We start from the raw sequence: 21,133 nt of genomic DNA on the forward strand, positions 1-21,133 counted from the left end.
CTAATGCGCCCTTGCCTCGCCCGCCTCGCCAGATGACGGCATGGCGGCCAGAGCGGCTTCGTCGGCCTCGGTCCATTCCACAGGTTCGACAGGCTCGGCCAGCGCGATGGACAGCACCTCGTCCACCGTTTCCACCGGAATGATGGTCAGGCCCTGTTTCACATTATCGGGCACTTCGGTGAGGTCCTTCTCGTTCTCCTGAGGAATGAGAACGGTCTTGACCCCGCCGCGCAGCGCCGCCAGCAGCTTCTCTTTCAGGCCGCCAATGGGGAGGACACGGCCGCGCAGCGTCACCTCGCCGGTCATCGCCACGTCCTTGCGCACCGGATTGCCGGTCAGTGCCGAAACGATGGCCGTGACCATGGCGATGCCTGCTGACGGGCCATCTTTGGGCGTCGCGCCTTCCGGCACGTGGACGTGAATATCCGTCCGCCGGAAAATGGTCGGCTTGATGCCGACCGACGGCGCACGCGACTGCACGAACGAATTCGCTGCCGAAATGGACTCCTTCATCACATCGCGCAGATTGCCTGTGACCTTCATCTGGCCGCGGCCCGGCATGGTGACCGCCTCGATGGTGAGAAGGTCACCGCCGACCTCTGTCCAGGCAAGGCCGGTGACAAGGCCGACGCGGTCGGCTTCCTCGGTCTCGCCAAAGCGGAACTTCTTCACGCCCAGGAAGCCTTCCAGGCTCTCCGGTGTAATGACCACCTTGTCGGTCTCGCCCTTCTCCAGCTTCACCACGCTCTTGCGGGCGAGGCGCGCCATCTCGCGTTCGAGATTACGTACACCGGATTCGCGCGTGTAGTAGCGGATCACATCGCGCAGCGCCTCGTCGGTCACCGACCACTCACCGTCTTTGAGTGCGTGGTTCTTCAGCTGACGGGGAATGAGGTGGCGCCGGGCGATCTCCAGCTTCTCATCCTCCGTGTAGCCGGCAATGCGGATGATCTCCATCCGGTCGAGGAGCGGCTGGGGCATGTTCAGCGTGTTGGCGGTGGTGATGAACATCACGTCGGAGAGGTCGTAATCGACTTCCAGATAGTGGTCGTTGAACGTCGCATTCTGTTCCGGGTCCAGCACCTCCAGCAGCGCCGACGCGGGGTCGCCGCGATAGTCCGCGCCGAGCTTGTCGATCTCGTCGAGCAGGAAGAGCGGGTTGGAGTGCTTGGCCTTCTTCATCGACTGGATGATCCGCCCCGGCATGGAGCCGATATAGGTGCGCCGGTGGCCGCGGATTTCCGCCTCGTCACGCACACCGCCAAGTGAGACGCGCACGAAGTCACGCCCCGTGGCTTCCGCAATCGAGCGGCCAAGCGAGGTCTTGCCGACGCCCGGAGGGCCGACCAGGCAGAGTATGGGCCCGCGGATTTTCTTCGTGCGTGATTGCACGGCCAGATGCTCGACAATGCGCTCCTTGACCTTCTCCAGGCCATAGTGGTCGTTGTCGAGCGTTGTCTGCGCCTTGGTCAGGTCGATCTTCGAGCGCTTGCGCTTGTTCCACGGAATGGAAAGCAGCCAGTCGAGATAGTTGCGCACGACGGTGGATTCCGCCGACATCGGGCTCATCTGGCGCAGCTTCTTGAACTCGGCATCGGCCTTGGTGCGCGCTTCCTTGGAGAGCTTGGTCTTGGCAATACGCTCTTCGAGCTCAGCCAGCTCCTCGCGGCCATCATCGCCCTCGCCCAGCTCGCGCTGGATCGCCTTCATCTGCTCGTTAAGGTAATATTCCCGCTGGGTTTTCTCCATCTGCCGCTTAACGCGCGAACGGATTTTCTTCTCCACCTGCAGGACAGAGATTTCGCCTTCCATCAGGCCCAGAACCGTTTCCAGACGGGCCACGACATTCGGGTTGGACAACAGGCCCTGCTTCTCGGTCAGCTTGACCGCCAGATGCGCCGAAATGGTATCGGCCATCTTGGCCGCATCGGAGATTTCACTGACGACAGAAAGGGCTTCGGGCGGCACCTTCTTGTTCAGCTTGGCGTACTCGTCGAACTTTTCGGCGGCCGCGCGCATCAGCGCTTCCACTTCGGACTGAGGCCCTGTGTCTTCATCCACCAGTTCGGCTTCGGCCTCGAAATAGGCCTGATTGTCGGTGAATGCCTTGATGGTAACGCGTTGCGATCCCTCCACGAGTACTTTCACCGTACCATCGGGAAGCTTCAGCAGTTGCAGGACGGAGGCCAGGACGCCGGATTCATAGATTGCGTCCGGCTTGGGGTCGTCATCACCGGCACTTTTCTGGGTAGCCAGCAATATCTGCTTGCCACCGCGCATGACCTCTTCCAGAGCGCGCACCGATTTCTCGCGCCCGACAAAAAGTGGCACGATCATGTGGGGGAACACCACAATATCGCGCAAAGGCAGCAGCGGCAGGGTTTTGGTCTCGCTCATCAGTCTTGTCTCCGTTGGCCGCGGCCGGCCGTATCGCCTGCCATCACGGCCTGACCCTGCCATGCAGGATCCGCCAAAGGGTTTAACGGCGCGCTATGCACTCAGCCTCGCGCGCTTCGCGTTGCACAACAAGTGGAAGCTGTACGCGGCACGTTCAAGGCACAGCGCTGTCAGAGCAACCAGGCCGGCCGTCAGTACGCTTCACCGGCACGGCGGAGCTCATATTCGCAACGCGTCGGATCAGGCTCCGGTTCACCTGGCGGAGGCGGAGGCGGCATTCTGCCAGACGGAAAGGCAAAGCCGGTGAAGACGATATGCCCCTCCCCCATCACCCGCACATAGCCGCTCTGCTGGCCCAGCGTGAAGGCGCCGGTCACGTGATCATAGGTGTAGGCGCGCTCATCCTGATAACGGCCCATCATGTTCGGATACGCGATGAGGACGCGGCCATCCGGGCGGATACTGAACACGCTCGGCATTTCGTATCCGGCGCAGGAAAACGGCTGTGCCGGAATCCAGCTGCCATAGATATTGGGCAGATCGGGATCGATGACCGGTATCGAAATGCTGGTCGAATACCCTTGCGCCGTGACGGTGAGCGTCAGCGTCCCCGGCGCGGTATCCGCGCTGATATCAAGGAAGCGCCGATTGCCGGAGAGCGTCGCCGCGTCCGGCGGATCAATCCGCCACTCGTCCACACAGCGCGGCGGAATGTTATAGGGCCTGTTGCCCATGCCCAGATTGTGTCGCACCTCAATGCGACCGCCGGGGCGGCCAGCCACAGGGCTTGCGACAAGATAGGCGCCGCCATCATAAATCTCGCTGCACCGGGGCAGGTCTTCGAGATTATTGCCCGAATGGGGATCGTCCGCGCCGCGCACGGCCCCGCGATAGACGCCGGGCTCGGCGGTGGCACACGAGGCCAGGAGCACTGCCAGCCCTGCCGAAGCCAGCATCAAAGACTTCATTGCGGCGCCGCCCCCTGCCGTCTGAAGACCAGAGTGCAACCGGCCTCTGCCGCCGAAACGCCAGAGGGAGGCGCGCCGCGCTCGCGCGTTCCGAAATGGACACCTGACAGAGCAAGATGCCGGTCGTCCTCCAGCACCATTTCACCGTTCACGCTGATATCGGCCGGAACCTGATTGCCGCCCGTTGCTTCGAAGGTGAATGCGCCGGTGTCAGGCGACCATTCATACCGGCCCCAATAGTCCCAATAGCGCCCGAACGGCGTCCATGTGACCGACAGGCCGTTATTCACCTCGAATCGTATCTCCAGTGGCGGATCGACCTCAGCCGCGTCACAGCCACGCACCGCGTCAAAAGACCAGGTGCCAATCAACTGGCGGCTGATCTCGTCGATGATGACAATCCGCAACGTTTCAGAGCCTTCGCCGCGACGGCTCCCGCGCAGGGTTCCGGTCAGCTGGATGTCGGAACCGGGCTGTGCATCCTCGCCGATCTCGATGGACAAGCCATCCTGCGATAGGCGCACAGCATCTGACGGCGATAGCTGAAAGTCCACACACTGCACAGGCACAGGCTCGATCCCCCGCCGCGGGTCAAAATGGCCCACGCTGATCGGTATGGTCACCCCTGCGGACACCACGATCCGCTGGGTCGGCCATGCCGCTGGTACGTTCGGATCCATGGCGTGGAAAACCAGCGGCGCATCGCTTGCGCGATAGCTGGAGCAGTCGACAGGCCCGGCTACCGCGTCTTGCGCAGACTCGCCCGCACCCGTCGTGGCACAGGATGCGAGCAGAACCGCCAATCCTGCAGAAACAAGTTTGAAAGACGCCATGATATTCCTCATCTTTGCCGCCTGAAGACCAGAGTGCAGCCGGCTTCCTCGGCGGACACCATGAAGGACGGTGTCTCAGGCTCGCGGGTGCCGAAATGGAAGCCGGAGATGGCCAGTTGCCGTTCATCTTCCAAAACAAGACGGCCGGTCGCGCTTATGTCGGGCGGGAGACGATTTCCGCCTGTGGGTTCAAGACTGAACGCGCCGGTTTGCGGGTCCCACGCATAGCGCCCCCAATAATCCCAGTACTGCTCGAAAACCGTCCATGCGACCCGCGCAGAGTTTTCTGGCTCGAAGCGGATCTCGCGCGGCGGATCGAGCGACATCCGGTCACAACCGCGAACATCTTCGAAACTCCAGGTGCCAATCAGCTGGCGCGATACGTCATCGACAATGGATATCCGCAAGGTTCCGGCCCGCGTGGGCTCGCCCTCCTGCGCTATCACCGCCGTAAGTTCAACAACCGAGCCCAAAGGGAGGTCGCCCGCTATTGTCAGGCGCTCGCCGCCTTCCGAAAAAGACGCGTGGCGTTCCGGTTCAATCCGCCATTCAATGCATTCACGCGGAATACGACGCATCCCGTGCGGTGCATAATTCTGTCCGATATTGATTGGAATGTCGGCTCCAGCAGCGACCGCAACGCGCGGCGCAGGTTCCCACGGCGCGGTGGTCGTATCGATAGCGAAAAACACCACGGGCGCCCCACTTTCGGTAACGGCTGAGCATTCCGCGACGGGCACACGGGCAGTTGTCACCTGCACGTCGTCTTCCACTGCCGCCGAAGCACAGGCACCCGTTACCAGTACGGTCAGGCCTGCGATCGCCCGGACGCTACCCTTGATCCCGCTCACCATGGAACTCCCCACCTCTTCCCTCGAAACATAGTTGAAACGAAAAACGCCCCGGCGGATAGCCGGGGCGTTTCAGATTTCCAACAATCCCGAAGTGCCTCAGGCGCCCTGACGCGGGGCCTCTTCCATCTTGGAGCGGGCCTTGGAATAGATGTAGAGCGGCTTGGCATCGCCATTGACCACTTCGGCGTTGACCACAACCTCCTCAACGCCTTCCAGGCTCGGCAGGTCGAACATGGTGTCGAGCAGTATGCCCTCCATGATCGAGCGCAGGCCGCGTGCGCCGGTCTTGCGCAGAATGGCCTTCTGCGCGATGGCAATGAGTGCATCCTCGGTGAAGGACAGGCCCACGCCTTCCATCTCGAACAGGCGCTGATACTGCTTCACCAGAGCGTTCTTCGGCTCGGTGAGGATCTGCATCAGGGCCTTCTCGTCCAGGTCTTCCAGCGTTGCGATGACCGGAAGGCGGCCGACGAATTCCGGGATCAGGCCGAAGCGCTGCAGATCATCCGGCTCGACCTCACGCAGCACATCGCCCTGGCGGCGCGCATCAGGATCACGCACATCAGCGCCAAAGCCGACGGCCGACCCCTTGCCGCGCAGCGAGATGATCTTTTCAAGGCCCGCAAACGCACCGCCGACGATGAAGAGTATGTTGGTGGTGTCGACCTGCAAAAATTCCTGCTGGGGATGCTTGCGCCCGCCCTGCGGCGGCACGGAGGCGACCGTGCCTTCCATGATCTTCAGCAGGGCCTGCTGCACACCCTCCCCCGACACGTCCCGCGTGATGGAGGGGTTGTCGGACTTGCGGCTGATCTTGTCGATCTCGTCGATATAGACGATCCCGCGCTGGGCCCGCTCGACATTGTAGTCGGCAGCCTGAAGCAGCTTCAGGACGATGTTCTCAACGTCCTCGCCGACATAACCGGCTTCGGTCAGCGTGGTCGCGTCTGCCATGGTGAAAGGCACGTCAAGGATGCGCGCCAGCGTCTGCGCCAGCAGCGTCTTGCCGCACCCGGTCGGGCCGATCAGCAGAATGTTGGATTTCGACAGCTCCACATCAGCATTCTGGGCCGAGTGGTTGAGGCGCTTGTAATGGTTATGGACGGCCACCGACAGCACGCGCTTGGCGTGCGCCTGGCCGATCACATAATCTTCCAGCACCTGATAGATTTCCTGCGGGCTGGGCACGCCCTCGCGAGACTTCACCAGCGAGGTCTTGTTCTCCTCGCGGATGATGTCCATGCACAACTCCACGCATTCATCGCAGATGAATACGGTCGGCCCTGCGATGAGCTTGCGCACCTCATGCTGGCTCTTGCCGCAGAAGGAGCAGTATAGGGTGCTCTTCCCGTCGCCTGTGGTCGCCTTGGTCATGCTCGCTCCAATCGGCAGCGCCCGGTTATCTCAAACTTGGGACCCGACCCGCCATCTGCATCCGTTCACCACCGGAATCAGTCCGGTACGCTACCCTGCAAGATCAGGGCCGGAGCTTGACGAAAGGTTTCCCTTCAAAGCCATTCGATCACCAGCACGCATGTCAATCAAGCGCGAGGTGCTGCCCGCAGGGTAAACTGCGGTTTCAAAACAACAGGTGAACGGCGGCAGAATAATGTCAGGCGCCGGACTCAGCCCGGCGCTCATAGACGCGGTCGATGAGCCCGAAATCCTTGGCCTCATGCGCATCCATGTACGAATCGCGGTCCAGCGTCTTCTCCACAACAGCCATGTCCTGCCCGCTATGGCGCACATAGATGTCGTAAAGCCGCCGCTTCATCTTCACCAGATCCTCGCCATGGCGCTCGATATCGGCTGTGGTGCCACGAAAACCGCCATAGGGCTGGTGCATCATGATACGCGCATTCGGCGTGGCAAAGCGCATGCCCTTTTCACCGCCTGCCAGGAGCAGTGAGCCCATGGACGCCGCCATGCCGATGCAGGCCGTGGCGACCGGCGCGGAGATATATTGCATCGTGTCGTAGATCGCGAGACCGGCCGTCACCACGCCGCCTGGCGAGTTGATGTACATGGCGATCTCTTTTTTCGGATTTTCCGATTCGAGGAAGAGCAGCTGGGCCACCATCAGGCTGGCCATATGGTCTTCAATCGGCCCTGTAACGAAGATGATGCGCTCTTTCAGCAGGCGCGAATAGATATCGAACGCGCGCTCGCCCCGGCTGGTCTGTTCCACGACCATGGGAACGAGGTTCATCATCACGTCCTGGGGATCTCTCATCACCGGCTCCGTTCGGAATGTGCACTGATACTGGCTGGATGACCCGGACGGGCATAGCCGTGCCGTGCAAGCTGGAAGGCTTCGCTCAATTTGGCAAGCGCACACCGGACCCGCAAGCGGGCCCGGTGCACATGAGGCGATCAATGGCAGTAAGGGTCAGTACGCCCTGGCGCACTACTCTTTTTTTGCTGCTGCTTTCTTGGCAGGCGCCTTCTTGGCCGCAGGCTTGTCACCATCGGCCTTCTTGGCCGGAGCCTTTTTCGCCGCAGGCTTGGCCTCATCCTTGGCAGCAGCAGACTTCTTGGCAGGCGTCTTTTTCGCCGCAGCCTTTTTCGCGGGCTTTTTGGCCGGAGCCTCATCCTCGTCGGCAAAGAGCGTGTCGCGGTCGACGCTGACTTCCTTCACGTCTGCCAGCTCGATGATGTAGTCGACGACCTTTTCTTCATAGATCGGCGCGCGAAGGGCCTGGACGGCGCCCGGATTGTTCTGGAAGTACTCGACAACCTGACGCTCCTGACCCGGATACTTCATGGCTTCCTGGTTGACGGCGCGGGCCAGCTCTTCCTGCGTCACGTCCACCTTGGCGTTACGGCCGATCTCGGCCAGCACCAGTCCCAGGCGCACACGGCGCTCGGCAATGGTGCGATAATCAGCCTTCAGCTCGTCGTCGGACTTGTCCTTGTCCTCGTCTTCCAGCTCGCCAGCTTCCTTGGCTGCCAGAACCTCACGCCAGATGTTCTCGAACTCGGCTTCGACCATCCGGCCCGGCAGATCGATATCGCCATGAGCTTCGTCCAGCTGATCGAGAAGCTGACGCTTCATTTTCATGCGCGAAGCCTGATTGTGCTCCTGCTCGAAACGCTTGGTCAGCGCATCCTTGAGCGCGTCGAGATCGGACAGGCCGAGGCGCTCGGCCAAGCTGTCATCAATCTTGCTGTCCTGCGGTGCCTGGACCGATTTCACCTTGGTCTCGAACACGGCGTCTTTGCCGGCCAGATGCTCTGCACCGTAATCCTTCGGGAAGGTGACCTTGATTTCCACGTCATCACCGGCCTTGGCACCGATCAGCTGATCTTCGAAGCCCGGTATGAACGCGCCATCACCCAGCGCAACGCGCGAGTCGGTTGCCGAGCCGCCCGGGAAGACTTCGCCGTCAATCTTGCCGACGAAATCGATGACCACGACATCGCCCTTGGCCGCCTTGGCGGTTTTGGGCTTGTCCTCGTAGGAGCGGCTGTCCTTGGCCAGGCGCTCCAGCGCTTCGTTGACCTGATCGTCCCCGACCTTGGCGACCGGGCGCTCCAGCTTGAGCTTCTTCGGATCGGTGGTCTCGAACTCCGGCATCACCTCGACATTGATCTCGAAGGTGAAGTCCTTGCCGTTCTTCAGGACGTCGTCCGCATCCGATTTCACTTCCACATTCGGCTGGCTTGCCGGACGCAGCTTGCGCTCGTCCAGTGTGGACTGCGTGGCCTCCGGCACGATCTCCTGAAGGATGTCGCTCATGATAGAAGCGCCAAACATCTTGCGGATGTGGGCGGCAGGCACCTTGCCGGGGCGGAAACCCTTCAGGCGCACTTGCGGGCGGATTTCCTCGATCTTGACCGAGAGGCGCGATTGCAGGTCGGACGCAGGCACGACCACTTCAAACGTGCGCGAGAGTCCTTCGGAAGATTTTTCAACAACGTTCATAGTGGCGAGGCCTTGTCATGGATACATCGGCAGTTTGCAGGCATGCGCCACAAAAATTGCGGGAACCGCACGCCCGGCCCTGCCGGGAGCGAGCGCGCGTTATGTCACGCGGTTTCCACGGACGCAACGGGCCTATGGCGGTTGATGTGAAGCAAGCCTACGAAGCGGACGGATCGGCGTTATAGAAGCCCGCCTGCGCGGCAAAGAGGCTGGCATAGGCGCCGCCTGCCTCCATCAGCTCTGCATGGGTGCCGGTCTCGGCGATACGCCCTTTTTGCAAAACGACGATTCGCTGCGCCGCACGCAGATTGGAAAGCCGGTGGCTGATCAGCACGACGGTTTTTCCCGCAGCAGAGACCCGGTCGATCAGGGCGGCTTCCGCTTCCGGGTCCAGCGCCGATGTCGGCTCATCGAGTATCAGCGTATCGGCGTGCGTACGCAGCATCGCGCGCGCCAGCGCAAGGCGCTGCCACTGCCCGCCGGAAAGCTCCACCCCTTCCAGCTGCTGGCGGGAAAGTTCGGTATCAAGCCCCGCTGGCAGCTCATCAATGACATCGCGGGCAAGGCCCGCATCGATGGCCGCGTTGACGGCAAGATCATCCATGGGCCGCAGGCCCTGCCCCATCGCCACATTGTCGCGCACGGTGAACGCATAGCGCTGGAAGGGCTGGAACAATAGCGCAGTACGCCGCGCCAGCGCTTCGGGCGCCCAATCGCCAAGCGGCGCCCCGTCGAGCAGAATCTGTCCGGAGGAAGGCGCGTAAAATCCGGCCATCAACTTGACCAGCGTGGATTTTCCCGACCCGTTCGCGCCGACAATGCCTAGCCGCTGGCCGGGCGGAATATGCAGGGAAAGATCGTGAACCGCGTCGCGCAACGCGCCGGGATAGCGATAGCTGACCCCTTCAAAGCGATAGCCGTCATCAGGCAACGGGCCTTGCGTCAGCGTGCCTTCGTCCGTGGAGACCGGGCGGTCCAGCAGGGAGAAGAGATTGGAGGCATAGAGCACGTCCTCATAGGCGCCACTGAACGCCGCCAGAAGGCTGGTTACCGTATTCTGCCCCTGTTTGAGCGCGGCGATCAGCAAGGTCATCTGGCCCAGCGAGATCACGCCGGCAACCGCCTGAAAAACCGCGTAGAGCTTGCCCGCAATGAAGATAAGGCTGGAAACGCCGATCAGCGCCGCACCGCCCCAGCTGCGCCGTCCCTGTAACGCCCGGTCCTCGGCATGGAGCGACCGGTAAAGGGCCTGCTGACGCCCCGAAATGGCGTCGCTGGCGCCGGCATGCAGCCGTTCGGGCGCCGCAGCCGGCGATACCATCAATCCTTCAAGATACGTGCGGCGGCGCACATGCGGGGTGCGGCCGGTATAGTAGCGAAAACCCGCTCCGGAGAATTTCAGCTCGCCCAGAAACAACGGCAGCCCGCCGGCAAATATCAGCAGGACCAGCCAGGGCGAGTAAGCAATGAGAAGCGCGGCAAAGCTGATCAGCGTCACACCGTTCTGCGCCGCATCGAAAACCCGTTGCACCATGGAGAATGGCCGCGCGACCGCGTTCTGCCGGGCGAGCGTGATCTGCTGCTGGATATCGGCGCGCTCCAGCGTTTCGAGATCCAGCCGGGCCGTCTTCGAGAAAATCCGGTTGCCGATATGGTAGCCAAGCTCGGCGCGCAGCAGGTTCAGATAGTGACCTGTTATACGGCGCAGCGCGACCAGCCCGCCGATCACGGCTGCCTCACCTGCGGCATAGCCCAGCGCCAGATCGCGGTCGGCGGCCTCGCCGGTCTCGATCGCCAGCAGCACCGCATCAATCATCAGCTTGGCAAGGTACACCGCGAGCGCCGGTGCCACAGCCGCTACGAGCGTGAGACCGGCGATCAACATGATCAGGCGCGGCGCGGCACCCCAGGCAAGGACAAGGGTCCGCCAGGCCAGCGCGAGAGACTCACGTGCCTCAGGCATCGCGATTTTCGCGTCTTCGGTCACATCCTATTCCGCCGCGACAGAGCCGGCCCGCGCCTCCTCGACCCGCTGCGTCAGCAGTGCGCCCTTGTGCGGGAAAGGTTCAGCCGGAACGGGCACATCCAGGAAGGGCGCGAGCTTCTCGAACCCCTCGCCGGCGCATACGTCGATGATGAGCAGATCGTCCGGCCGGTCCTTGAAATAGGCCTTCACCTCCGCGACGTGCCGGTCATACACCCAGGAAAAGCGTTCCGGCACATAGGTGTAACAGCCATAAACGGCGGCCCGCAGGAGCTGACGCATCAGGAAATGGACTTCCTGATCGGGGTCTTCCGCATCACCAAACGCCGGCCGGTTGAACCAGTGATTGCGGCAGGAATTGAGCCATCTGTCCTTGTCGCGCACCGTCAGGATGAATTTCGATCCCGGATACTGCTTGTCGAACTGCTGGTAGTAAGGCGCGCACGTGATGTCGGTCAGACCGTCATGGTATTTCAGCAGTGTCAGATCGTACTGCCCGTTGGCAAGCTCGGTGTAGGTATCCTCATCAATCGGATAATGGCTGCAGTCCCAGCCCAGCATCTGCAGGGCCGAGGTAAGAGAGCGAGTTCCGGTACGCGACAGGCCCAGCCCGAACACCTTCTTGCGATCACTGGCAGAGCCATAGACCTCGCGCCGGTCATTCTTCTCCAGCCACGCCTCCAGATCAGCCATGCTCATGGCCGGTTTTTCGGCGATGCCCAACTCGGTGAGCGCAATGTCCGCATGCTCGGGCAAAGCCGCAATGAAGGCATGGACCTCTGCCGCGCCGGCTTCGGGAGCCACATGGCGACGGGCGTATTCCACCGCCGCCATTGCCACCTTGAGGTCCAGATCCAGACCGTCATCCATATTCCAGCCCGACATGGCAGAGCTGAGACGCCGGAACTGGACCTCGGTGCGGCTGCGCAATTCGCGCAGCGCATACTTCTGGAAAACATGGCGATAATACTGGAAGTGGTCGTGCAGTATATCGAAATTGCGGAACTGCTTGGACAGGCGCAGCGGCTTCATGGCCAGGTTGCGCAGGCGTGATTCCGGCCGAAGCGCATATTTGAGGTCATCCACCGGCGGCTTTATCCGCCCCATGGCACGCACAAGGTCAATGCGGGTAATATGCACACCGCAATGGATGCGCCCGCGGAAGCGGTCTGAGACATAGGCGTCCACATAGGCCGCGTCGCATTCCTCGATGAAGCTGCGCATGTCTTCAAGGATCAGGCAGTCGGCATCGAGATAGACGACATAATCGCAGTCATGCTCGATCTTGAGCATTTCCTCCACGCAGCGCGTGAATGGCCGCACATCGTTCAGGATATGAATGGCATCGGGCCGGATATGACGCTTGGCCAGTTCCAGGGAGATGTCCGCCGTCCGCTCATCAACGCGGCGGAAAACAAGGTCAATCTTGGTCACTTAAAACTCCCACTTCATGGACTGGTTCAATGACCCGGCCATTTGCTCAAACAGGGCGGCATGCGTGTCATGCAGCTCGTCCTTCCACCTCAGGTCCAGCCGGATGGCGTCCGGATGATCGCGGTAATAGGCCGCCGAGCGGGCGCCCGGTTGCACATCCGCGCCGCCCTGCTGTCCGCGTGCGGCCAGAAACTGCGTGCCGTTATTGCCGCCCAGCGGGTGATGCTCGCGGCTCGAGAAAGCCAGCATGGACGCATTGAAGGGCGCACCGATGAACGCCGCGAGGCGGCGCGCGGTGTCCTCCGGGCGCGTCGCCAGCTCTTCATAGGCAAGGTTCAGCACCTCGCCAGGAAAGTCCGCGGCCAGCGCGCGGGCGGCGGTGATCTGTTCCATCCACTCGGTTATCTGGGAGGCCGCATCGCGGTCGGGGTATTTGCGCAGCCGCGAATTGACCACCGCCCGCCCGTCACGGGTCAGGATGATGAGCCGGGCCATATGCCCGCCCGCCCGCAACTCTTCGGCGCGCGCGGCGATCCAGTCCGGCTTTTTCGAGGAATCGATAACGATCCGGGCGCCGGAATGCGCCGCGACCTGCTCGTAGAGGCCGCGTGATGTATCCCAGCGAAAGCCGTTCCAGAACGCACAGTCATCACCGCATATCTTGCAGGCCCGCTTCTTCAGCGGCTTGGTCATATCGCCGAGATAGCGGACCTTGGCCCCTTCCCCGATATACACCGCGCCTTCGAGCCCGGAGAGGATCATGCCCAGCAGGGTGGAGCCGGAATGGCCAGCCCCGCCAATCATCACACCCGTCAGGGCAGCGATATCCATTTTGCGAATGCCCCCAGCGCCGGACGAGGCTAATTGCCTGCCTGCAAAGCACATATCAGCCGCGTTTGTGCCGCTTCGCGCAAGTAAAATCTTGCAGTTCGATGCTTAGTGCGCCCGGATGGGCTGAGCATCACCAGAAGTGGTGCGGGTGAGAGGACTCGAACCTCCACGGATTGCTCCACTGGAACCTAAATCCAGCGCGTCTACCAGTTCCGCCACACCCGCAACGGCGCTATCTCTAGCGAAAGAGACCGCGACGGGAAACCGGATATGACAACACCTGATGCAGGCGGTACACCCCCTGCCCCCATGGACTGGGATGCACGTTTTCGTGCCAACGATGCGCCGTGGGAGCGCAAGGGCCTGCATCCGGCGTTTGAGCACTGGCGGGGCCTTGGCCTGCTTCAGGCCGGCAAGTCGGTCTATGTACCGGGCTGCGGGCGCGGCGAGGAGCCGCTGGCGCTGGCGAGAGCTGGGCTGAACGTCACCGCCATCGACCTCTCCCCCACGGCAATCGACTGGCAGGTCGCCCGGTTCGCCGAAGCGGGCCTGATAGCGCATCTGGAAGCGGGAGACGCACTCGCCTACCGGCCCGAAGCGCCCTTCGACCTCTACTGGGAGCAGACTTTCCTCTGCGCCATTCCGCCCAGGCTGCGTGAGGCATACGAGGCGGGCGCGTACGCACAGATTCGCCCCGGCGGGGTGCTGCTTGCGCTCTTCATGCAGAAGGAGGAGATGGGCGGCCCGCCCTATGGCTGCGGCATCCCCGCCATGCGCGCCCTTTTCCCGGATACGCGCTGGCAATGGCCGGAGGACGAGCCGGCGGCCTTCCCCCATCCGGGCCTGAACGCCAAGGAGGAACTGGCCGTCGCGCTGGTGCGGCGTTAGCGTTCGCCACCCAAGTAGCGCGTTTCCCCGACGAAAGTCGGGGTCCAGAAAACGACTGGGCACCGGCTTGCGCCGGTGAAACGCATTTGGGGGTGTTTATTCAATAAACCCGCAAATCTGGTCGAGCGGCTTTTTGTGAATCGCATGCAGCGGCACACGCGCGCCGTCTGCCGGATAGCCCACAACGATCAGCATGACAGGCTTCTCGTTCTCCGGGCGTCCGCACAGCTCGGTCAGGAACCCCATCGGGTTGGGTGTGTGGGTCAGTGTCGCAAGACCGGCCTGATGCAGGCTCGTCAGCAACAGCCCGCAGGCAATACCTACGCTCTCGGAGACATAGTAGTTCTTGCGATTATCACCAGGTTTGGGCCCGCCCCGGCGCTGCGCAAAGACCGCGATCAGCCAGGGCGCGGTTTCCAGAAACGGCTTGTCGGCGTCAGTCCCCAACGGGCCCAGTGCCTCCAGCCATTCCGCGCCCGCCTTGCCCTCGTAGAAGGCGCGCTCTTCGGCCTCTGCCGCCTCGCGCAAGGTTTTGCGTAACGGCCCGCGCCCGATCACGGAGAAGAACCAGGGCTGATGATTGGCGCCGCTGGGCGCGGTGCCAGCGGTCAGGATGGCGTGTTCAATGATCTCGCGTGGCACATCACGGTCCGAAAAATCGCGCACCGTGCGCCGCGTCTTCATCGCCTCGTAAAAGCCGAGCGCCCGCGCGCGCATCTCGCCTTCGGGCAGCTCTGTGAAGTCCAGCGGGATGGTGGGATGATCTCCCACTAGGCCGCGTCCCGCCAGTCGAGGATGACCTTGCCGGACTTGCCAGAGCGCATCGCATCAAAGCCGGTCTGGAACTCTTTCGCCGGCAGGCGGTGCGTGATCAGCTTCGAGACGTCGAGGCCGGACTGCAGCATGGCCAGCATCTTGTGCCAGGTCTCGAACATTTCGCGGCCATAAATGCCCTTGAAATTGATCGCGCGCATGATTAGCGAGCCCATGTCGAGGCTGAACGGTTTTGCGGGCAGGCCCAGCATGGCGATATTGCCGCCCATCACCATGTGATCGACCATCTGCTTGAAGGCGGGCTCTGCCCCGCTCATCTCCAGGCCAACATCAAAGCCTTCGGTCATTTTCAGCTCCGCCATCACATCGCGGAGATCTTCTTTCATCGTGTTGACCGGACGCACGCTCGGCGCCACGCGGGTAGCAAGCTCCAGCCGGTCCGGGTTGATGTCGGTGATGACGATATGGCGCGCCCCGCAATGACGCGCCACGGCCGCCGCCATGATGCCGATAGGCCCAGCGCCGGTGATCAGTACGTCCTCGCCGACCAGATCAAAGGCGGTCGCCGTGTGCACGGCGTTACCCAGAGGATCGAGGAAGGCGGCAATCTCCATCGGCACATTATCGGGCAGCGGCACCACGTTGAAGGCGGGGATGCGTAAGTATTCGGCGAACGCGCCCGGCATGTTCACGCCAATGCCGCGCGTTTCAGGGTCGAGATGGAAGCGCCCGGCGCGTACGGCGCGCGATTTCTCGCCCACCACATGGCCCTCGCCGGAAACGCGCATGCCGGGCTTTACCCGCGTCACGTCGCTCCCTACCGCCTCGATGACGCCGCCAAACTCGTGGCCGACAACCATGGGCACGGGCACGTTCTTCTGCGCCCAGTCATCATAGTTGTAGATATGGATATCGGTGCCGCAGATCGCCGTCATGTGGACGCGGATCAGCACATCGTCCGGCCCGATCTCGGGCTTGTCGACATCCTGCATCCAGAGGCCTTCACGCGGCTCGGCCTTCACTAGCGCTTTCATCGGGGTTCCTCCGGGGCAGGTGTTTTTATCTGCCCGCTATCTAGCGCATTGTGGAGGCCCGGCGAAGGGGATGGGTGCACTTCTGGTTCCGCAACGCATCCGCGTTGCGGAACCAGAAGAATGGATCCCGGGTCAAGCCCGGGAACCCGGTTGAGAAGCTCGGTGACAAATACCGGGGTCCCGGCCCCCGAGCCGGGACCCATAATTCGGTTCTACGCGGCGCGCGGCAAAGGCGAACGCCCCCTAAACCACCCCCAGCTTCTTGCCCACCTTGGTGAAGGTCTCGACCGCGCGGTCAGACCGGAACGGATCAATTCTGCGGTCGAGGCGCTTGAAGCCCTCTCGTGGCCTCCAGAATGGGCAGTCCCGCTTCTGTCGGGACGTAGATCACATCCTGCTGGTTCTCACTGAGGGCAAGGATCCAGAGATAGCGAAGATAACCTTCCGGACCGCCAAGTCCGTCCGCGATAATAGCGTTAGCTTCCGCCACGCCGCGTGCGCGCTCAACCTCGGCCTGGGCGTTCAGACGCTCAGACTCCAGACGGGCTTCGGCTTCCAGAACAGCAATCCTTCGGTTCTGTTCGGCGCGCACCAGCTCGGCCCGCCCCGCCTGTTCCTGCTGCCAGACCGAGTAGATCGGTACAATCCACATGGCGAGCGCCACCAGAATGACGCTCGAAATAACCAGAACGATGACCCCACCTGCGCGCATGCTGCCCTTCCAGACTGGTCTTGAAAACATTGGCCGCATCAGGCCCTCGCGAAACCACACACGTGGCTGGCGAGAGACTTACATGCTTTTCCGCAGAAGTTAACGTGCAGATCAGACAACCCCCAGCTTCTTGCCCACCTTGGTAAAGGCCTCGACCGCGCGGTCGATCTGGTCTGGAGTGTGGGCGGCGCTCATCTGCGTGCGGATGCGCGCCTTGCCCTTGGGAACGACCGGATAGAAGAAACCGATCACATAGACGCCTTCGTCCATCAGCGCTGACGCCATGTCCTGGGACAGCTTGGCATCGCCCAGCATGACAGGGATGATCGGGTGTTCGCCGGGCAGAAGCTCGAACCCGGCATCGCTCATCCCTGCGCGGAAGCGCTTCGCATTGCTGAAAAGCTGAGCGCGTAAGTCATCGCCATGCGCGACCATGTCCAGCGCCTTCAGGCTGGCGCCCGCAATCGCCGGAGCCAGCGAGTTGGAGAAGAGATAGGGCCGCGAGCGCTGGCGCAGAATGTCGATTACGGGTCGGCTGGCGCAGGTGAACCCGCCCATCGCCCCGCCCAGCGCCTTGCCGAGCGTGCCGGTGACGATATCGACCCGGCCGAGCACGCCGCAATGCTCGATACTGCCCCTGCCCTTGGCGCCCATGAAGCCATGGGCGTGGCAGTCATCGACCATGGTGATGGCGTCATATTTGTCGGCCAGATCGCAGATCTCTTTCAGCTTGGCGATATAGCCATCCATGGAGAACACGCCATCCGTGGCGATGAGGATGTGGCGGGCGCCGCTCGCGCGCGCCTCCTTTAGTTTCGCCTCCAGATCATCCATGTCCGAATTGGCGTAGCGATAGCGTTTCGCCTTGCACAGGCGGATGCCGTCGATGATGGAGGCGTGATTGAGCGCATCGGAGATGATGGCATCATTCTCGTCAAGCAGCGGCTCAAACAGGCCGCCATTGGCATCAAACGCCGCCGCGTAGAGGATCGCGTCCTCATGGCCGGTAAAGGCGGCCAGCGCCTTTTCCAGCTCACGGTGCACACTTTGCGTGCCGCAGATGAAGCGCACGGAAGCGACGCCAAATCCATAGCGGTCGAGCGCGTCCTTGGCGGCATTGATAAGCTCAGGCCGGTTGGCCAGGCCCAGATAGTTATTGGCGCAGAAATTGATGACATGGCTTTCGCCGCCCTTGCCCGCGACATCGATCTCGGAGAATTGCTGCGAGGTGATGACCCGCTCGCGCTTGTAGAGCCCGTCGGCCTCGATCTCCTGCAAGGTGCTGGCAAGATGGTCGTAAAAGCTGCTGGCCATGGCGGTGGTCTCCGGTTTCTCGTGTTCGCAACCGGGATAGGCCAAGCGGCTTGGCAGGGCAATGCGCAGAGGCGTGAAACCCCGGACGCAAAGCGATCCGGGGCCTCTATCGATAGTTCTGAAACAGGTCCCGGCTCTCCCTTCGGTCGGCCGGGAGTTCAAGCAACGAGGTCTACCGCACCGGCTCAGGCTTGCGCCTGGCGCCGGACTTGCCCTTGCCTTGCGGCTTGATGCGGTCGCCGGGGATGATCTCGAAATCGAGCCGGTCCTCGTCGGCGGCATCGACATCCACCTTCACCACACCGCCCTTGCGCAGCTGGCCAAACAGGATTTCGTCGGCCAGAGGCTTCTTGATGTGCTCCTGGATGACGCGCCCCAGCGGACGCGCGCCGAATTTCTCGTCATAGCCGCGCGCGGCGAGCCACGCCTTGGCCGGTTCGGTCAGCTCGAAGGTCACACCCCGGTCTGACAGCTGGGCTTCCAGCTCCAGCACGAACTTCTCCACCACGCGGGCCACGACATCCTGTTTCAGGCCCGCAAAGCCGATCACCGCATCGAGACGGTTGCGAAATTCCGGCGTGAACAGTTTCTCGATCGCCGCCGTGTCCTCGCCCTCACGCTTGCCGCGGCCAAAGCCGATAGCTTCCTTGGCGGCATCGGACGCGCCCGCATTCGTGGTCATGATGAGCACCACATTGCGGAAGTCGATCTTCTTGCCGTTGGCATCCGTCAGCTCGCCATTATCCATGACCTGCAGGAGGATGTTGAAGATATCCGGGTGGGCCTTCTCGATCTCGTCCATCAGCAGGACAGAGTGCGGATGCTGGTCCACGGCATCAGACAGCTGGCCGCCCTGATCATAGCCGACATAGCCCGGAGGCGCCCCAAGAAGGCGGCTTACCGTGTGGCGCTCCATGTACTCGCTCATGTCAAAGCGCAGGAGCTCCACCCCCAGCACCGAGGCGAGCTGGCGGGCAACTTCCGTCTTGCCAACGCCTGTCGGCCCGGAGAACAGATAGCAGCCAATCGGCTTTCTCGGCTCGCGCAGGCCCGCACGGGCCAGCTTGATGGCACTGGACAGCTTGGAGATCGCCTCGTCCTGGCCATAGACGACGCGTTTGAGCGACACATCGAGATCCTTCAGAACGCGCTCGTCCGACTTCGACACCGATTTCGGAGGGATGCGGGCCATCTTCGCAACGACCGTCTCCACTTCCTTGACGCCAATCGTCTTCTTCCTCTTGGAAGGCGGCACGAGACGCATGGAAGCACCGGCCTCGTCGATCACGTCGATGGCCTTGTCCGGCAGCTTGCGGTCACCGATATACCGATCAGCCAGTTCCACCGCGCTTTTCAGCGCTTCATTGGTGAAGCGCACATCGTGGAATTCCTCGAAATAGGGTTTCAGCCCCTGCAGGATCTTGATGGCATCGGCCACGCTTGGCTCCACCACATCAATCTTCTGGAAGCGGCGGGCGAGCGCCCGGTCCTTCTCGAAGTGCTGGCGGTATTCCTTGTAAGTCGTTGATCCCATGCAGCGCAGCGAGCCGGACTGCAGGGCGGGTTTGAGCAGATTGGACGCATCCATCGCCCCGCCGGACGTGGCGCCAGCGCCGATTACCGTGTGAATCTCGTCGATGAACAGCACCGCGTTGGGCCGCGCCTCCAGCGCCTTGACCACCTGCTTGACGCGTTCCTCGAAATCACCCCGATAGCGCGTACCAGCAAGCAGCGCGCCCATGTCGAGCGAGTAGATCGTCGCCTCTTCCAGCACTTCAGGTACATTGCCTTCGACGATCAGCCGGGCAAGGCCTTCCGCGATGGCCGTCTTGCCAACGCCCGGATCGCCAACCAGTAGCGGGTTGTTCTTGCGGCGGCGGCAGAGAATCTGCACGCAGCGCTCCACTTCCGCTGCCCGCCCGATCAGCGGATCAACGCTGCCCGCCCTGGCCTTGGCGTTCAGGTCAACGCAATAGGCGGCCAGCGCATCATCCTTGTCCTCGGCCGCGTCCTCATCGGCTTCGTCAGCGCCTGTCGGGCGGCGGCTTTCATCGGCGCCGGGCTTCTTGGCAATGCCATGGGAGATGAAATTGACCGCGTCGTAGCGGGTCATGTCCCGCTCGGCCAGGAAGTAGGCGGCATGGCTTTCGCGCTCGGCAAAGAGCGCGACCAGCACGTTTGCGCCGGTCACTTCCTCGCGCCCCGAATTCTGCACGTGAATCACCGCGCGCTGGATGACGCGCTGGAATCCGGCGGTCGGCTTGGCGTCATCGTCATTGTCCACGATCAGGCTCGCCAGCTCATTGTCGACATAATCGCCAAGCGTGGTGCGCAGCTCTTCCACGTCCACGTCGCACGCACGCATCACGGCAGCAGCATCCTCGTCATCGCAGAGCGCCAGCAGCAGGTGCTCCAGCGTCGCGAACTCGTGCCGGCGCTCATTGGCCGCCGTCAGCGCGATATGCAGGCTTTGCTCTAGGGCAGGCGAAAATGATGGCACGGGACTAGTCCTTTTCCATGGTGCACTGGAGAGGATGCTGTGCCCGGCGCGCGGCGTCCATAACCTGCGCCACCTTGGTCTCAGCTACCTCGAAGGTAAAAACGCCGCAAACCCCCACCCCATTCTGGTGAACGTGCAGCATGATGCGAGTCGCGTCTTCCTGGTCCTTGTGAAAAATCACCATCAGGACCTGGATGACGAACTCCATCGGGGTGAAGTCGTCATTGAGCAGCAGGACCTTGTACATGGAGGGGCGCTCGGTGCGCGGGCGCGTCTTCACGGTAATGCCGGTCTGGCGTTCCGTGTCGCCCGGCCCCGGACCCGTTGGTCCCTTTGGTCCCGATGGTTTGCGCGGGTCCGTCATGCCCATTCGCTGATCCGCCTCGCCTCACACAAATCTGCGGGCACAAATGCACCCGTCTGGTGAATTAAATAGGCATGCGGGGGCCAGTGAGAAGCCCTCAAATCCGCTTGTTAACAGTCCGCACCCGCGAAGGGCGGCTGGAATCGCGATTTTCGATGGGGCTTGGTGAGCCGGCCGGGGCTCGAACCCGGGACCTACTGATTAAAAGTCAGTTGCTCTACCAGCTGAGCTACCGGCTCTCATCAAGAGTGCGCGTATCTATAGAGGCACGCCGCGCCGGTCAAGGCGCTCAAGTGCGTCACGATTGCGCGCTGCTTCATC

General features: G+C 62.1%; 17 protein-coding genes and 2 tRNA genes. 1 reads left to right on the forward strand and 18 read right to left on the reverse strand.

The features are described from left to right. The 11 genes from lon to IEV75_RS03745 all read right to left on the reverse strand — a co-directional run bounded on the left by lon (position 1) and on the right by IEV75_RS03745 (position 13,451). Positions 1–2,397 carry an endopeptidase La gene (gene lon, locus IEV75_RS03695; protein WP_188451193.1) on the reverse strand — a complete coding sequence of 799 codons (2,397 nt, stop codon included), beginning with the start codon at positions 2,395–2,397 and terminating at the stop codon, positions 1–3. Between the two features lie 191 nt (positions 2,398–2,588). Further along, positions 2,589–3,365 carry a hypothetical protein gene (locus IEV75_RS03700; RefSeq protein ID WP_188451194.1) on the reverse strand — a complete coding sequence of 259 codons (777 nt, stop codon included), beginning with the start codon at positions 3,363–3,365 and terminating at the stop codon, positions 2,589–2,591. After that, complete coding sequence (locus tag IEV75_RS03705) at positions 3,362–4,198, reverse strand: hypothetical protein (protein ID WP_188451195.1); 837 nt, start codon at positions 4,196–4,198, stop codon at positions 3,362–3,364. The genes IEV75_RS03700 and IEV75_RS03705 overlap by 4 nt, the downstream gene beginning before the upstream one ends. Positions 4,199–4,206: 8 nt before the next feature. Continuing rightward, the gene (locus tag IEV75_RS03710) at positions 4,207–5,052 is read right to left on the reverse strand and encodes a hypothetical protein (protein ID WP_188451196.1); all 846 of its coding nucleotides are present in this window, start codon (positions 5,050–5,052) and stop codon (positions 4,207–4,209) included. Between the two features lie 96 nt (positions 5,053–5,148). Further along, the gene (gene clpX, locus IEV75_RS03715; RefSeq protein WP_188451197.1) at positions 5,149–6,426 is read right to left on the reverse strand and encodes an ATP-dependent Clp protease ATP-binding subunit ClpX; all 1,278 of its coding nucleotides are present in this window, start codon (positions 6,424–6,426) and stop codon (positions 5,149–5,151) included. A gap of 238 nt (positions 6,427–6,664) precedes the next feature. After that, a complete protein-coding gene (locus IEV75_RS03720; protein ID WP_188451198.1) occupies positions 6,665–7,285 on the reverse strand; it encodes an ATP-dependent Clp protease proteolytic subunit in 621 nt (206 codons plus the stop codon). 174 nt (positions 7,286–7,459) lie between these two features. Next, positions 7,460–8,977, reverse strand: coding sequence for a trigger factor (gene tig, locus IEV75_RS03725; protein WP_188451199.1), 1,518 nt, complete (start codon positions 8,975–8,977; stop codon positions 7,460–7,462). A gap of 157 nt (positions 8,978–9,134) precedes the next feature. Beyond that, positions 9,135–10,964 (reverse strand): ABC transporter ATP-binding protein, encoded by a 1,830-nt coding sequence (locus tag IEV75_RS03730; protein ID WP_233351733.1) that lies wholly within the window; start codon positions 10,962–10,964, stop codon positions 9,135–9,137. Positions 10,965–10,967: 3 nt separating this feature from the next. Beyond that, on the reverse strand, positions 10,968–12,395 hold the full coding sequence (locus IEV75_RS03735) for a sulfotransferase family protein (protein ID WP_188451200.1): 1,428 nt from the start codon (positions 12,393–12,395) through the stop codon (positions 10,968–10,970). Continuing rightward, the gene (locus IEV75_RS03740) at positions 12,396–13,226 is read right to left on the reverse strand and encodes a sulfotransferase (RefSeq protein ID WP_188451201.1); all 831 of its coding nucleotides are present in this window, start codon (positions 13,224–13,226) and stop codon (positions 12,396–12,398) included. 140 nt (positions 13,227–13,366) lie between these two features. Beyond that, a tRNA-Leu gene (locus IEV75_RS03745) sits at positions 13,367–13,451 on the reverse strand. A 45-nt stretch (positions 13,452–13,496) separates the two neighbouring features. On the opposite strand from IEV75_RS03745, the gene IEV75_RS03750 reads away from it, so the two are divergent. Then, complete coding sequence (locus IEV75_RS03750; protein ID WP_188451202.1) at positions 13,497–14,114, forward strand: methyltransferase domain-containing protein; 618 nt, start codon at positions 13,497–13,499, stop codon at positions 14,112–14,114. A gap of 96 nt (positions 14,115–14,210) precedes the next feature. On the opposite strand, the gene IEV75_RS03755 is transcribed toward IEV75_RS03750, so the two are convergent. From IEV75_RS03755 to IEV75_RS03785, 7 genes are all read right to left on the reverse strand, one after another. Beyond that, complete coding sequence (locus tag IEV75_RS03755; RefSeq protein WP_233351734.1) at positions 14,211–14,885, reverse strand: nitroreductase family protein; 675 nt, start codon at positions 14,883–14,885, stop codon at positions 14,211–14,213. After that, entirely contained in the window at positions 14,885–15,922 is a 1,038-nt protein-coding gene (gene tdh / locus IEV75_RS03760; protein WP_188451203.1) for an L-threonine 3-dehydrogenase, read from the reverse strand. Before tdh ends, IEV75_RS03755 begins: the two co-directional genes overlap by 1 nt. Positions 15,923–16,232: 310 nt before the next feature. Next, entirely contained in the window at positions 16,233–16,634 is a 402-nt protein-coding gene (locus IEV75_RS03765) for an SPFH domain-containing protein (protein WP_188451204.1), read from the reverse strand. Positions 16,635–16,745: 111 nt separating this feature from the next. After that, positions 16,746–17,948 (reverse strand): glycine C-acetyltransferase, encoded by a 1,203-nt coding sequence (locus tag IEV75_RS03770; protein ID WP_188451205.1) that lies wholly within the window; start codon positions 17,946–17,948, stop codon positions 16,746–16,748. Positions 17,949–18,120: 172 nt separating this feature from the next. Beyond that, positions 18,121–20,448, reverse strand: a complete 2,328-nt coding sequence (gene clpA / locus IEV75_RS03775) for an ATP-dependent Clp protease ATP-binding subunit ClpA (protein ID WP_188451206.1) — start codon at positions 20,446–20,448, stop codon at positions 18,121–18,123. Between the two features lie 4 nt (positions 20,449–20,452). Then, on the reverse strand, positions 20,453–20,812 hold the full coding sequence (gene clpS, locus IEV75_RS03780) for an ATP-dependent Clp protease adapter ClpS (protein WP_188451264.1): 360 nt from the start codon (positions 20,810–20,812) through the stop codon (positions 20,453–20,455). Positions 20,813–20,975: 163 nt separating this feature from the next. Then, positions 20,976–21,051, reverse strand: a tRNA-Lys gene (locus IEV75_RS03785). Between the last annotated feature and the right edge of the window lie 82 nt (positions 21,052–21,133).

It is taken from the genome of Glycocaulis albus (genome assembly GCF_014639075.1).
Lineage (GTDB): Bacteria > Pseudomonadota > Alphaproteobacteria > Caulobacterales > Maricaulaceae > Glycocaulis > Glycocaulis albus.